Origin of the sequence: Billgrantia desiderata (assembly GCF_900108215.1) — a bacterium.
GTDB classification, from domain to species: Bacteria; Pseudomonadota; Gammaproteobacteria; order Pseudomonadales; family Halomonadaceae; genus Halomonas; species Halomonas desiderata.
The window spans coordinates 1-12,188 of record NZ_FNVC01000010.1 but is presented as its reverse complement, the minus strand read 5'-3'; the positions used below and the strand labels follow the sequence as shown (position 1 = coordinate 12,188).

Genomic DNA, 12,188 nt, shown 5'->3' with positions numbered 1-12,188 from the left:
GGAAACGAGGAGCAAGACATGACCGAACAGGTAATGGCCGCCATCGACGGCTCGCAGTTCTCCACCGGGGTGTGCGACTACGCCGCCTGGGCCAGCCAGGCGCTCGGCGCGCCGCTGACCTTTCTGCACGTGGTGGACAACCATCCTCAGACCGCCGAAGCGGACCTCTCCGGCCATATTGGATTGGGTTCCCGCGAGCATCTGCTCGAGGAGCTCGCTCAGCTCGACGAGCAGCGCGCCAAGGTGGCCCAGAAGCAGGGGCGGCTGGTGCTCACGGCGGCCAAGGAGCGTGCCATCGAGGATGGCGTGGCCGAGCCCGCCACCCGCCAGCGCAACGGCACCCTGGTGGAAACCCTCGACGAGCTGCAGAACGAGATTCGCCTGCTGGTACTGGGCAAGCGCGGCGAGACCGCCCACCAGGCCAGCGAGCATCTGGGCTCCAACCTGGAGCGGGTGGTGCGCACGCTGCATCGGCCGATTCTGATGGTGCCGGAGAGCTTCACCCAGCCCCGGCGGGTGATGCTTGCCTTCGACGGCAGCAAGACCACCCGCAAGGGAGTCGAGATGCTGGCCAAGAGCCCGCTGTTCAACGGCATTCCGGTGCACGTGGTGATCGTCGGGGCCGAGACCGGCGACAACCGTTCGCAGCTGGAGTGGGCGTTGGCCACGCTGCGCGAGGCCGGCCACGAGGCCGAAGGGGCGATCCGTGCCGGCGAGGTGGAGGAGACCCTGCGCGTCTACCAGGAGCAGAACGCCATCGATCTGCTGGTGATGGGCGCCTACGGCCACTCGCGCATTCGCCACCTGCTGGTGGGCAGCACCACTACCGCCATGTTGCGGCGGGCCAGGGTGCCGGTACTGCTGCTTCGCTGAGAGGGCTTCCCTTGGCGACATGTCAGACAAGATGAGGAGTGGTAGCATCCTGCTGACTTGTCCAAGGAGGCACAGCGTGGCCGCCCATGATCCGACCATTCCCCGCCTGCGCATTCAGCTGGGCCCTGCCATCGCCATCGGGCCGGGCAAGGCGCAGCTGCTCGAGGCGATTGCCGCCACCGGGTCGATCAGTGCCGCCGCACGCGACATGGGCATGAGCTATCGACGCGCCTGGATGCTGGTGGACACCATGAACCAGTGCTTCAGGGAGCCGCTGGTGACCACCGCCACCGGCGGCAAACGAGGCGGCGGTGCGCGGATCACGCCCTTCGGCGAGGAAGTGCTGGAGCGCTACCGGCGCATGCAGCGCATCGCCAGCGAGGCGGTGGCCGAGGAGATGGAGGCCTTCACTGCGCTGTTTGCCGATTCGCCGCCATCCAACTGATCGCCTTGTCGATCTCAATTCTCATGTCAGCGCCCGCGCCCGCACCTGGGCATGCACGGCCATGCCGGGGGCGAGTGCCAGACGCTCCACGGCCTCGCGGGGAATGCGCGCGAGCAGGGCCTGATCGCCGAGGGCCAGACGCACCAGCCGATGGCCGGGATGGGGGTCGTCGTCGATCTCGGCAATCCGCACCGGCAGGCAGTTGAGCACGCTGGAATCCCGCGCTGGGCTCAGGCTGATCGCCACGTCACTGGCCCTGATGCTGAGTCTGAGGCGTTGGCTCGACGGTGCCTGCTCCCGCGAGACCCGCAGTCGCACGTCGCCGCAGCCGAGCGTGACCAGCTGCCGCCCGGCGTCGTAATCCAGCACCTGCGCCTCCAGCACCGCGGCGGCATTGTCGGCATGGGCCAGCGGCAGGTCGCTGCGGGTCAGCAACTCGTGCAAGGGCCCGGTGGCCAGCACCCGGCCCGCTTCCAGCAGCACCATGTGATCCGCCAGTCGGGCCACCTCTTCCAGGGCATGACTGACATAGACCACCGGAATCTCCAGGTGGTCGTGCAGCCGCTCCAGGTAGGGCAGGATCTCCGCCTTGCTGGTGGCGTCCAGCGATGCCATGGGTTCGTCCATCAGCAGCAGCCGGGGGCTGGCCAGCAGCGCCCGGGCGATGGCCACCCGCTGGCGCTGGCCGCCGGAGAGCGCTTGCGGGTAGCGCTCGAGAAGCGCCTCGACGCCGAGCAGCCGCACCGTCTCGTCGAAGTCCACCCGGCGCCGCGCCACCGGCACCCGCCGGTAGCCGTAGCGCAGGTTGTCGCGTACCCGCAGGTGGGGAAACAGGCTCGCTTCCTGAAACACGTAGCCCAGCGGGCGGCGATGCACCGGCAGGAAGCGTTCGTCGTCCTGCCAGCGGCAGCCGTTCACCGTCAGCCATCCCTCGGCTCTCTCGAGGCCGGCCAGGCAGCGCAGCAGCGTGGTCTTGCCCGAGCCGGAGCGGCCGAACAGCGCGGTGACGCCGCGCTCGGGCAGGGTCATCCGGGCGTCCAGCGCGAAGTCGCCGCGCGCCAGCCGAAACTCGCACGCCAGGCTCATGGCGCCACTCCCACGATCTTGAAGCGCTTGTTGAGCGCATAGATGCACACCAGCATCACGAAGGCCGTCACGATCAGCAACAGCGACAGGCGGTGGGCGGAGGCGTAGTCCATGCCCTCGACGTGGCTGTAGATGGCGATGGAGGCGACCTGGGTCTGGCCGGGGATGCCGCCGCCGATCATCAGCAGCACGCCGAACTCGCCCAGGGTGTGGGCGAAGGAGAGCACCGCCGCGGTGAGCAGCCCCTGGCGCGACAGCGGCAGCACCACCGACACCAGGCGGTCCCATGGGCCCGCGCGCAGGGTGGCGGCCACTTCCAGCGGGCGGCGCCCCATGGCCTGGAAGGCGTTCTGCAACGGCTGTACCACGAAGGGCAGCGAATAGATCATCGAGCCGATCACCAGCCCGGTGAAGGTGAAGGCCAGGTGGTTCGCGCCCAGGCGCTCCAGGGTGCCGCCCACGGCGCCGCGGGGGCCGAGCAGGATCAACAGGTAGAAGCCGATCACCGTGGGCGGCAGCACCAGCGGCAGCGCGACCAGCGCCTCGATCACCACCTTGATGCGGCGCTGGGTATGGGCCAGCCACCAGGCCAGCGGCAGGCACAGCACCAGCAGCAGGGCGGTGCTGATCAGCGCCAGACGGAAGGTGAGCTGCAGGGCGATCCAGTCGGCCTCGCCGATCCCGAGCCAGGTCATCTCGCCTTACTCATCGGGTAGCTGGAAGCCATAGGCGCGCATGATGCTGCGGGTTTCCGCTGCGCTCATGTAGTCGGCGAACAGCCGCGCGGTAGGGTTGTCGGCGGCGCGGCGGGTAATGATGAAGCCCTGGGTGAGCGGCGCGTGGAGCGCGTCGTCGATCAAGTGGTAGCCACCCTGGTCGAGTATCGACGGGTGGCGGACCAGCGACAGGGCGATGATGCCCACCTCGGCGGCACCGCTCTGCACCAGCTGCAGGGTGTGGGCGATGTTCTCGCCGAACACCAGGCGTCGCTCCAGCGTCTCCCACAGGCCGCTGGCGCGCAGGGCCTCCCGGGCCCGGTCGCCATAGGGTGCGTGGCGGGGGTTGGCGATGGCGATGCGGCGGAAGCGCTCGTCGGCGAGGTCACTCAGTGTCAGTTCCGAGGCGTCGAGTCCGTCGCTCCAGATCACGATGCGCCCTTCGGCGTAGGGGATCACCTCGCCGGCGGCATGGCCGGCCTGTTCCAGTGCCCGAGGGTAGGCGATGTCCGCCGAGAAGAAGAGATCGAAGGGGGCGCCGTGCTCGATCTGGCTGCGAAAACGCCCCGAGGAGCCGTAGAGCACCTCGATGGGGTGTTCCGGATGGTCGCTGGCGAAGTTCTCCAGGATCTCGTCCATGGCGAAGCGCAGGTCCGAGGCGGCGGCGATCCGGGTCGGCTGCGGGTCGGCCATGGCCGTGGCGATGGTGAGGCTCAGGCCGAGGGCGGCCACGCCGGCCAGCAGACGAAAAACACGGCTCATCGATCGTTCCCCCGTTGGGTTCTCTGTGCTCTTCCGGCGTGGGCGAGTCATCGTCATATCCCGATGGATATAACGCTTCGTCGTATACTGCCATGCATAACGCATCCTGGATATACCGCGCAGGAGGTATGCCGGTTGGGTGTGTCGACGTCGACTCCGCCGAATGCGTTAGAATCGGCGAGATTTTTACTTCCCGAGGAGCAAGAGATGACCATCGTCCGTCATGACACCAAGGCACGCATGAGCCGCGCCGTGATCCACCAGGGTATCGCTTACCTGTGCGGCCAGGTCGCCGGCCCCGAGGCGCGCCACGGCGACATCACCGAGCAGACCGAAAGCATGCTGGCGCGGGTGGATGCGCTGCTGGCCGAGATCGGTTCCGACCGCGAGCACCTGCTGACGGCCACCATCTACCTCAAGGACGGTCATGACTTCGCCGCCATGAACGCGGTGTGGGACGCTTGGGTACCCACCGGCCATGCCCCGGCACGTACCTGCGTCTGTGCGCCGATGCCTGCCGACGAGCTCAAGGTGGAGATCACCGTCACGGCGGCAGTCGTCGGCGGCGACTATTCCTACTGAGGAAGCCGTCGAGGTTCTTGGCGAGCGAAGATAGGCGGGTTGCCGCCAGCACGGAGTAACCGGAGTTGACTGTCTGCTCAATGAGGAATACGAGTACTGCCGGCGACCCGGATATCGAGTGCAGCAGAACCTCGGTGGTTTCCTAACGAACGCAGGGATCGTCGAGCGGTGCCTCTCGCGGCCGCAGCCGTCGCGAGAGGGCGTCCACGGCGACGTTGAGCGCGGCGGTGATCAGCAGCAGGAAGAAGGCCACGTCGAACATCAGGTAGTCGAAGCCCTCTTCGATATAGAACCCCAGCGTGGCCACCCCCAGCATGCCGAGGATCGCCGTTTCGCGCAGGATCACCTCGGCGCGGTAGTAGAGCAGCGCCAGCAGCCCCGGATAGACCCGCGGCAGCAGCTCGTAGGCCAGGCGTCCGCTGGCGGTAAGCCCCGGCATGCCGGGGGTGATGGCATCGGCGTGGCGTGCCACCAGAAAGGCGATCAGGGCGCCGTTGTGCAGCGCCAGGGCCAGCCAGGCGGGCAGCAGCGAGGGGCCGAGCAGCAGCAGGAAGACGAACGCCAGCATCAGCTCCGGCGTCGAGCGCAGGAAGATCAGCACGCCGTGTCCGGCCAGACGGGTGGCACGGTTGCCGAAATGGCGGCTGGCCAGCGGCCACAGCATGAGCGCTACCAGTAGCGCCCCCACGCTGCCGAGCAGCCCCAGCAGCAGGGTGTTGCCGATGGCCGGGCCCAGCGCCGGTACCCGCGCCAGCCACTCGAACAGCCCCGCCCAGTCGCCGACCAGCAGCGCCGCCGGCCAGATATCCTCTGAGACGAAGCGCCACAGCAGCGCGCCGTCAACGCTGGGCCAGGGGCCCAGCAGCCAGACACCGCCCACCAGCAGCAGCGGGATCAACCGCTTGTGGCCCCACCACGGCAGGCTGGCGATCAGCAGGTAGAACAGCCACAGCAGTGCACCCGCCTCATGGTAGCGCCCCTCGCGAAACGCCGTCTCGAGATGGAAGCCCAGGGTCGGCAGGCCGACGAAGCCGAGCAGCACGCTGGCGCGCAGGCCGCACTCGAAGCGATAGCGGGTATAGGCGGCGAGCTGAGACCAGGCCAGCGGCAGCTCGGCGTAGACGAAGCGTGCCAGCCGTCCGCTGCCGGGTGGCAGGGCATCGCGCGGTGCGCGCGGCGTCTGCTCGAGGATCTCGGCGTAGACCTTGGCGAAGATGCCGGCATAGGGGATCGCCAGCGCCGCCAGGGCGGTGAGCGCCGAGAGGCCGAACACCTGCAGGAACAGCAGCGCCCAGAACAGCTCGTGAATGGCACGCACGAAGGCGCAGGCGGCGCGCACCAGGCGCGAGCGGGCGAACAGCAGCGCCAGGGGAAAGCCCAGCACCACGCCGGCCAGGGTGCCCCACAAGGCCACCGCCACGGTCAGGCCCAGGGCCGCGAAGGGCGATTCCAGCGCGCCCCAGGCGGGCCACGCCAGCCCGGCGGCCATGCGTCCGAGTTCGCCCCAGGGGTCGCGGGTGTGGATGGCCAGATCGGCGAAGGGCACCAGCAGCACGGCAAGCGCCACCAGGCCCAGGCTATGACGGGCCAGGCGCAGGCCGGGGGAGCCGCCGCGCCACCAGCTGCGTGCCGAGGGGAGGCGGCTGTCGACCAGGGCATCGCTCATGGCCGCCCTCGGGCGCAGGGCAGCGCCTCGGGGCTCGGCATTGCGGCGTCGCTGCCATCGGGCGGCGGGCGACGGTTCGGCTCCGCGGCATCGGGATAGAGCGCATCGAGCTCGGCCAGGGTCAGCGCATCGGCACGGGCGTCGATCGCCAGGCGGCCGTCGCGCAGCCCCCACACCCGGTCGAAGTGGGAGAGTGCCAGCTCGCGCTGGTGCAGCGCCACCACCGAGGTGGTGTGGCGGGAGTCGATCAGGTCCAGCAGCCGCAGCGCCTGGTGAGGGTCGACGCTGGCCACCGGCTCGTCACCCAGGAACAGCGGGCGGGCCTGATACAGGGCGCGGGCGATGGCCACCCGCTGGCGTTGGCCGCCGGAAAGCTCGCCCACCGGACGGCGCATCAGGCCGGCCAGGCCCAGTTCGTCGCACAGCGCGGCCACCTCTCGCCATGGTCCGCGCAGTGGGCGCACCAGGTTCCACAGGTTGGCCAGCGCCGAGTGTTCCGGCAGGCGTCCCATGAAGACGTTGTGATAGACGGCGAGCTGCGGCACCAGGCCGTGGTGCTGGGGACACCAGGCCGCCTGACCGCCCAGGCGGCGGCGCAGCTCGGCGAGCAGCGTCGACTTGCCGGCGCCGCTCTGGCCGAGCAGGGCGACCCGCTCGCCTTCGTGCAGGGCAAGGGTCAGACGCGGCAGCACGACATGCGCGCCCTGACCGAGGTCCTCGCCCTCGAAGCGGATCAGCAGACGCCGTTGCTCACCCACCATCAGCGCAGCAGGCCGAGCGCTTCGGCCACCTCCTCGATGGGAGCATAGAGCTCGTTGTCGGCGGCAATGAACGCCTCACGGGGGAAGGAGGCGAGCAGCTCCGGGTCGTCCATCTCGAGGAAGGCGGCCCGTACCTTCTCGGTGAAGCCTTCGCCGAAACGCTCGTCGGCGTCGCCGCGCAGGGTCCAGTTGTAGTCGGGGTAGGACGGTGTGGCCCAGATCACCCGGACCCGATCGGTATCGACCCGGCCATCCTCGACGGCGGCTTCCCACACGGTGTAGTTGACCGCACCGATGTCGTAGGTGCCGGCTTCGACCAGCGCGATGGTGCGTGAGTGATCGCCAGAGTAGCCGACGCGGGAGAAGAAGCGCTCCGGGGCGACGTCGTCGAAACGCTCGCGGAAGAAGTGCTCCGGCATCAGGCGCCCGGAGGTCGAAGTGCGCGAGCCGAAGGTCAGACTCATGCCTTCCAGCGCGTCGGGCAGCTCGTCGGCACGCTCGAGACCGGTGGATGCGTGAGCGATGAAGTAGCTCATGAAGGCATCGTCCTCGCTGCCCTGAGCCAGCGCCTGGGAGCCCGGTACCAGACGCCGGGCCTGCACGCCGGAAAGGCCGCCGAACCAGGCCAGCTGGACCTGGTCGTTACGGAATGCGGTGACCGCGGCGCTGTAGGACTTCACCGGCACGTACTCCACCTCGACCCCGAGGCGCTCCTCGAGGTAGTCGGCCACCTTGCCGAAGCGCTCCACCAACCGCGCCTGATCCTCGTCCGGAATGGCGGTGAAACGGAAGGTTTCGGCGAGGGCTCCCTGCGCGAACAGGGCGAAGGCAAGGGCGGTGAGGGAGATGGCAGAGCGTGCGATCCGGCGCATGGTGGTTCCTTGGCGGTCGGCGAGGACGGAGCCGCTATTGTTGGGCCGTGCCGCCTGGCTGACAACCCTTGATCACCTTAACTCAATCCTGGCGCGTGGCCGGGTAGCGGGTCTCCAGCAGGCTGTCCTTGATCTTCTTCAGGTGCGGCAGGAAATCCTCGCCGCGACGCAGGGTCACGCCGGTGGCCAGCACGTCGATCAGGGTCAGCTGGATCATGCGCGAGGTCATCGGCATGTAGACGTCGGTGTCCTCGGGGGTGGCGACCTCCAGGGTTTCGGTGCACTCCATGGCCAGCGGCGAGGCGGGGGCGGTGATGCCCAGTACCACGGCGCCGCTCTCCCGCGCCAGGCGGGCGATGTCGACCAGCTCGCGGGTGCGCCCGGTCCAGGAGATGATCACCACCACGTCGCCGGTATGGCAGGCCGATGCCACCATGCGCTGCATCAGCACGTCGACGTAGGAAGTAACCGGGAGATTGAAGCGGAAGAACTTGTGCTGGGCATCCTGGGCCACCGCGCCGGAGGCGCCCAGGCCGAAGAAGTGAATCTGCTTGGCCTGGATCAGGTAGTCCACCACCCGCTCGATGCGGGCCGGGTCCAGGGTGCGGCTGGCTTCGTCGAGGGCGGCGATGGTGGCGCCGAAGATCTTGCGCGTGTAGTCCTCCGCCGCGTCGCCGGGCTCCACCGACTGGCTGACGTAGGGCGTGCCGCCGGCCAGGCTCTGGGCCAGCTTGATCTTGAAATCGGGATAGCCCTTGGCATCGAAGCTGCGGCAGAAACGGTTTACGGTGGGCTCGCTGACCGAGGCCGCCTGGGCCAGGCTGGCAATGCTCAGGCCGGTGGCCCGAGCCGGGTCGGCCAGGATGACGTCTGCTACCTTGCGCTCGGAGCGGTTGAGCTCATCGAGGCGTTGTCGAATGCGTTGCAGCAGATCATGGGCCATGGCGGTTGCGACTCTCTGAAACAGATGATGTAGTGATTTAACAACAAAATGATGGGCTATCCTATCGCGGTGTCGTCCCGGCCGCGAACGAGACAGGTCCGTCACTAAGAAATTAGTGTAATATTACAAAACATGCGTTGCATGAGCAGCAGTGCTGACGTATTTTTTATGTAAGTTAACCAGATTGGGGGCAAACATGAAGGCAACCAGGCGGTCTGAAGACGAGGATCGGCCGGTCATCGATCTGGCGCTTTTCGGCGCCCTGGGCGACCTCTCGCTGCGCAAGCTCTATCCCGCGCTGTACCATCTCGACCGCGAGGGGCTGCTTCACGACGATACCCGCATCCTCGGGCTGGCGCGTCAGGAGATGCAGACCGACGCCTTCCGCAAGCGTGTGGCCGAGACCCTGCAGACCTACGTCAAGCCCGCCGAGCTGGAGCGCGAGACCGTCAAGCGTTTCACCGCGCGTCTCGACTTCCTGCAGCTCGACTTCGGCACCGCCGAGGGCTATCGCGGCATCGCCGAGTGGCGCAAGGCGGTGCGTCACGACACCGTGGTCTGCCCCCTGGTGGTCTATCTGGCCGTGCCGGCCAGCCTGTATGGCGATATCTGCCGCAATCTGCAAACCGGTGAATGTCTCGACGAACTCTCCCGCGTGGTGGTCGAGAAACCGATCGGCTACGACTTCGAGTCCTCCTGCGAGATCAACGACGCCATCGGCGAGGTGTTCCCGGAGTCCCGGGTCTACCGCATCGATCACTATCTCGGCAAGGAGACCGTGCAGAACCTGATCGCGCTGCGCTTCGCCAATCCCCTGTTCGGCACCCAGTGGAATCAGAACCACATCTCCCATGTGGAGATCACCGTGGCCGAGCAGGTCGGCATCGAAGGCCGCTGGGGCTACTTCGACCGTGCCGGCCAGCTGCGCGACATGGTGCAGAACCACCTGCTGCAGCTGGTTTGCCTGATCGCGATGGATCCGCCGGCCAACCTGGACGCCGACGCCATCCGCGACGAGAAGGTCAAGGTACTCAAGGCGCTGCAGCCTTTCAGCGAGGCCAAGCTCAATCGCGACGTGGTGCGCGGGCAGTACATCGCCGGCACCATCAATGGCAAGGGCGTGCCGGGCTACCTCGAGGAGGAGGGCGCCAACCGCGAGAGCGGCACCGAGACCTTCGTTGCGATGAAGACCGGCGTCTCCAACTGGCGTTGGGCCGGGGTGCCGTTCTACCTGCGCACCGGCAAGCGCATGCCCGAGAAGCTGTCGCAGATCGTGATTCACTTCCGTCAGCAGGCGCATTACATCTTCGACCCCGATCAGCGCAATCTGGCCGCCAACAAGCTGGTCATCCGCCTGCAGCCCGACGAAGGCATCGCGCTGGAGGTGCTGACCAAGGACAGCGGCCTGGACCGCGGCATGCGCCTGCGGCGCGGCCCGCTGCATCTGGATTTCGGCAGCGCCTTCCCTCAGGAGCGCATACCCGATGCCTACGAACGTCTGCTGCTCGAGGTGATGAAGGGTCGCCAGTACCTGTTCGTGCGGCGTGACGAAGTGGAGCACGCCTGGCACTGGTGCGACAGCCTGATCGCCGCCTGGGAAGAGATGGGCGAGCCGCCGCGGCGCTATCCGGCCGGCTCCTGGGGGCCGGTGGCCTCCATCGCCATGATCACCCAGGACGGGCGCAGCTGGTACGAGGACTACTGAGATGACGAACCTGGATGCCACACCGCGCGAGCAGCTTGCCGAGCAGCTCGCCGAAGCCGCCGCCGAGGCGCTGCGCCGCGACCTGGCGCAGCAGGAGCGTGCGTTGCTGGTGCTCTCCGGCGGCTCGACGCCGGTACCGTTCTTCCAGGCCCTGGCCAAACAGGAGCTGCCCTGGGAGCGGGTCGAGGTGACCCTGGCCGACGAGCGTTGGGTCAGCGAGAGCGACGAGGCGAGCAATGCGCGCCTGGTGCGTCGCCATCTGCTTACCGGGCACGCCGCTGCGGCCAGCTTCGTTTCGCTGACCACCGACGACGAGACGCCGGAGCAGGGCGTCGAGGCGGTCACCCAGCGCATCGAGGCGCTGACCTGGCCCGCCAGCCTGGTGGTGCTGGGCATGGGCGGCGACGGTCACACCGCCTCGCTGTTCCCCGACAGCCGCGAGCTGGAGCTGGGGCTGACCACCGATGCGCCGGTGCTGGCCGCACGTACCCCCAGCCAGCCTCAGCCGCGTATCACCCTGAGCGCCGACCGCCTGCACCAGGCCCGGCGCCACGTATTGCACATCACCGGTGACGACAAGCGCAGCGTACTGGCCCGGGCCATGTCCGGCGACGACTCTCGCGAACTGCCGATCCGTGCCTTTCTTTCCTGCCCGCTGGCCGTCTACTGGGCCCCCTGAACTTGGAGTCTTGCGCATGACCATCGACAAACAGCTGCCGTCCACGCGGACCACCGAGCTCGACAGCATCTGCCTCAAGGCGGAAGTCATCCCGGTGCTGGCCATCGAGCGCATCGAGGATGCCGTGCCGCTCGGCCGCGCCCTGGTCGAAGGCGGACTCAGCGTGCTGGAAGTGACCCTGCGCACCGACTGCGCACTGGAAGCGGTGAAGCGCCTCAAGCAGGCGCTGCCCCAGGCCAGCATCGGGGTGGGAACGGTGCTCACGCCGGCTCAGTATCGCCAGAGCGAACAGGTGGGCGCCGACTTCGTGGTCACCCCCGGCACTACCGAAGCGCTCTACCGCTACGGTGTCACCAGTCCGGTGCCGATGCTGCCCGGCGTGGCCACGGTGTCCGAGCTGATGACCGGCTGGCAGTACGGCTACCGCCGCTTCAAGTTCTTCCCCGCCGAGGCCAGCGGTGGCGTCAAGGCGCTGAAGGCTTTCGCCGGTCCGATCCCCGAGGCGCGCTTCTGCCCCACCGGCGGTATCACTCTCGACAACGCCGAGGACTACCTGGCGCTGAAGAACGTGATGTGCGTGGGCGGCTCGTGGCTGACGCCGAAGTCCCTGGTCGAGGCCGAGGACTGGAACGGCATCCGCCAGCTCGCCAAGGAAGCCGCCCAGCATTTCCATCACTGAGCGGCTCACCGACCCTATTGTTGTGCTCTCTCGGCAGCCAGGTGCTGTCATTTGCCCGGCCTTGGTAGGCCGGGCTTTTTTTGGTGCGCCAGGCATGGCGCGCAGCGCCCGACGGGCGCTGTTTCCGAGGGTGGTGCCTCGGAATGACTTGGGGGTGAAAGTCCCCTACGGACCCTGATAGCGGGAACCGTTAGCCGAACAGCAAGGGTGTCCGTCGCGAGACGGAATCTGAAGGAAGTTGGAGGCAAACTCCCGGCCCGACGAACAGAAATCGCATACGAGGCTGTCGCCACCTGGGCGAGAGGGCCAAGAAACTCGAAGCCCAATAGCTATCCGGAAGGGGCGGCAGTAGATGCGGCGGGTGTATGGGAGGAAGGTCGCGCGTCTTACCCTGGGAGGTCTGATGGTCTGCCACAGTG

The 12,188-nt window shown here is 67.7% G+C and carries 13 protein-coding genes; 6 read left to right on the top strand and 7 right to left on the bottom strand.

The window, feature by feature from the left end; genetic code table 11:
• Positions 1-18: 18 nt before the first annotated feature.
• Together C4S71_RS10845 and C4S71_RS10840 are read left to right on the top strand one after the other, a co-directional pair.
• Positions 19-873 (top strand): universal stress protein, encoded by an 855-nt coding sequence (locus C4S71_RS10845; RefSeq protein ID WP_103969119.1) that lies wholly within the window; start codon positions 19-21, stop codon positions 871-873.
• Positions 874-949: 76 nt separating this feature from the next.
• Positions 950-1,318, top strand: a complete 369-nt coding sequence (locus tag C4S71_RS10840) for a winged helix-turn-helix domain-containing protein (protein WP_200825274.1) — start codon at positions 950-952, stop codon at positions 1,316-1,318.
• 21 nt (positions 1,319-1,339) lie between these two features.
• Here C4S71_RS10840 and modC read toward each other — a convergent pair whose 3' ends face one another.
• The 3 genes from modC to modA are packed head-to-tail and all read right to left on the bottom strand — an operon-like array spanning position 1,340 to position 3,882.
• Complete coding sequence (gene modC, locus C4S71_RS10835; protein ID WP_086510058.1) at positions 1,340-2,404, bottom strand: molybdenum ABC transporter ATP-binding protein; 1,065 nt, start codon at positions 2,402-2,404, stop codon at positions 1,340-1,342.
• Positions 2,401-3,099, bottom strand: coding sequence for a molybdate ABC transporter permease subunit (gene modB / locus C4S71_RS10830; protein ID WP_086510057.1), 699 nt, complete (start codon positions 3,097-3,099; stop codon positions 2,401-2,403). The genes modC and modB overlap by 4 nt, the downstream gene beginning before the upstream one ends.
• Before the next feature lie 6 nt (positions 3,100-3,105).
• Positions 3,106-3,882 carry a molybdate ABC transporter substrate-binding protein gene (gene modA, locus C4S71_RS10825; RefSeq protein WP_103969118.1) on the bottom strand — a complete coding sequence of 259 codons (777 nt, stop codon included), beginning with the start codon at positions 3,880-3,882 and terminating at the stop codon, positions 3,106-3,108.
• Between the two features lie 207 nt (positions 3,883-4,089).
• Here modA and C4S71_RS10820 point away from each other — a divergent pair, with 207 nt between their 5' ends.
• Entirely contained in the window at positions 4,090-4,464 is a 375-nt protein-coding gene (locus tag C4S71_RS10820; protein ID WP_086510055.1) for a RidA family protein, read from the top strand.
• A 142-nt stretch (positions 4,465-4,606) separates the two neighbouring features.
• Here C4S71_RS10820 and C4S71_RS10815 read toward each other — a convergent pair whose 3' ends face one another.
• The 4 genes from C4S71_RS10815 to C4S71_RS10800 all read right to left on the bottom strand — a co-directional run bounded on the left by C4S71_RS10815 (position 4,607) and on the right by C4S71_RS10800 (position 8,706).
• Positions 4,607-6,130, bottom strand: coding sequence for a PhnE/PtxC family ABC transporter permease (locus C4S71_RS10815; RefSeq protein WP_235014305.1), 1,524 nt, complete (start codon positions 6,128-6,130; stop codon positions 4,607-4,609).
• Positions 6,127-6,891 carry an ATP-binding cassette domain-containing protein gene (locus tag C4S71_RS10810; protein ID WP_103969117.1) on the bottom strand — a complete coding sequence of 255 codons (765 nt, stop codon included), beginning with the start codon at positions 6,889-6,891 and terminating at the stop codon, positions 6,127-6,129. Before C4S71_RS10810 ends, C4S71_RS10815 begins: the two co-directional genes overlap by 4 nt.
• Entirely contained in the window at positions 6,891-7,763 is an 873-nt protein-coding gene (locus C4S71_RS10805; protein WP_103969116.1) for a putative selenate ABC transporter substrate-binding protein, read from the bottom strand. The genes C4S71_RS10810 and C4S71_RS10805 overlap by 1 nt, the downstream gene beginning before the upstream one ends.
• An 82-nt stretch (positions 7,764-7,845) precedes the next feature.
• Positions 7,846-8,706: a MurR/RpiR family transcriptional regulator gene (locus C4S71_RS10800; protein WP_086510052.1), complete on the bottom strand. Its 861-nt coding sequence runs from the start codon at positions 8,704-8,706 to the stop codon at positions 7,846-7,848.
• Between the two features lie 196 nt (positions 8,707-8,902).
• On the opposite strand from C4S71_RS10800, the gene zwf reads away from it, so the two are divergent.
• The 3 genes from zwf to C4S71_RS10785 are packed head-to-tail and all read left to right on the top strand — an operon-like array spanning position 8,903 to position 11,769.
• Positions 8,903-10,411 carry a glucose-6-phosphate dehydrogenase gene (zwf, locus tag C4S71_RS10795; RefSeq protein ID WP_103969115.1) on the top strand — a complete coding sequence of 503 codons (1,509 nt, stop codon included), beginning with the start codon at positions 8,903-8,905 and terminating at the stop codon, positions 10,409-10,411.
• 1 nt (position 10,412) lies between these two features.
• Entirely contained in the window at positions 10,413-11,090 is a 678-nt protein-coding gene (gene pgl / locus C4S71_RS10790) for a 6-phosphogluconolactonase (RefSeq protein ID WP_086510050.1), read from the top strand.
• Positions 11,091-11,106: 16 nt separating this feature from the next.
• Positions 11,107-11,769, top strand: coding sequence for a bifunctional 4-hydroxy-2-oxoglutarate aldolase/2-dehydro-3-deoxy-phosphogluconate aldolase (locus C4S71_RS10785; RefSeq protein ID WP_103969114.1), 663 nt, complete (start codon positions 11,107-11,109; stop codon positions 11,767-11,769).
• Positions 11,770-12,188: the final 419 nt, after the last annotated feature.

What these genes read in the sequence shown, in the direction of transcription:
- C4S71_RS10815 (WP_235014305.1), bottom strand. Translation starts at nt 6,130, where the DNA reads ATGAGCGATGCCCTGGTCGACAGCCGCCTCCCCTCGGCACGCAGCTGG.
- C4S71_RS10845 (WP_103969119.1), top strand. Translation starts at nt 19, where the DNA reads ATGACCGAACAGGTAATGGCCGCCATCGACGGCTCGCAGTTCTCCACC.
- C4S71_RS10805 (WP_103969116.1), bottom strand. Translation starts at nt 7,763, where the DNA reads ATGCGCCGGATCGCACGCTCTGCCATCTCCCTCACCGCCCTTGCCTTC.
- modC (WP_086510058.1), bottom strand. Translation starts at nt 2,404, where the DNA reads ATGAGCCTGGCGTGCGAGTTTCGGCTGGCGCGCGGCGACTTCGCGCTG.
- C4S71_RS10820 (WP_086510055.1), top strand. Translation starts at nt 4,090, where the DNA reads ATGACCATCGTCCGTCATGACACCAAGGCACGCATGAGCCGCGCCGTG.
- C4S71_RS10810 (WP_103969117.1), bottom strand. Translation starts at nt 6,891, where the DNA reads ATGGTGGGTGAGCAACGGCGTCTGCTGATCCGCTTCGAGGGCGAGGAC.
- zwf (WP_103969115.1), top strand. Translation starts at nt 8,903, where the DNA reads ATGAAGGCAACCAGGCGGTCTGAAGACGAGGATCGGCCGGTCATCGAT.
- modA (WP_103969118.1), bottom strand. Translation starts at nt 3,882, where the DNA reads ATGAGCCGTGTTTTTCGTCTGCTGGCCGGCGTGGCCGCCCTCGGCCTG.
- pgl (WP_086510050.1), top strand. Translation starts at nt 10,413, where the DNA reads ATGACGAACCTGGATGCCACACCGCGCGAGCAGCTTGCCGAGCAGCTC.
- C4S71_RS10785 (WP_103969114.1), top strand. Translation starts at nt 11,107, where the DNA reads ATGACCATCGACAAACAGCTGCCGTCCACGCGGACCACCGAGCTCGAC.
- modB (WP_086510057.1), bottom strand. Translation starts at nt 3,099, where the DNA reads ATGACCTGGCTCGGGATCGGCGAGGCCGACTGGATCGCCCTGCAGCTC.
- C4S71_RS10800 (WP_086510052.1), bottom strand. Translation starts at nt 8,706, where the DNA reads ATGGCCCATGATCTGCTGCAACGCATTCGACAACGCCTCGATGAGCTC.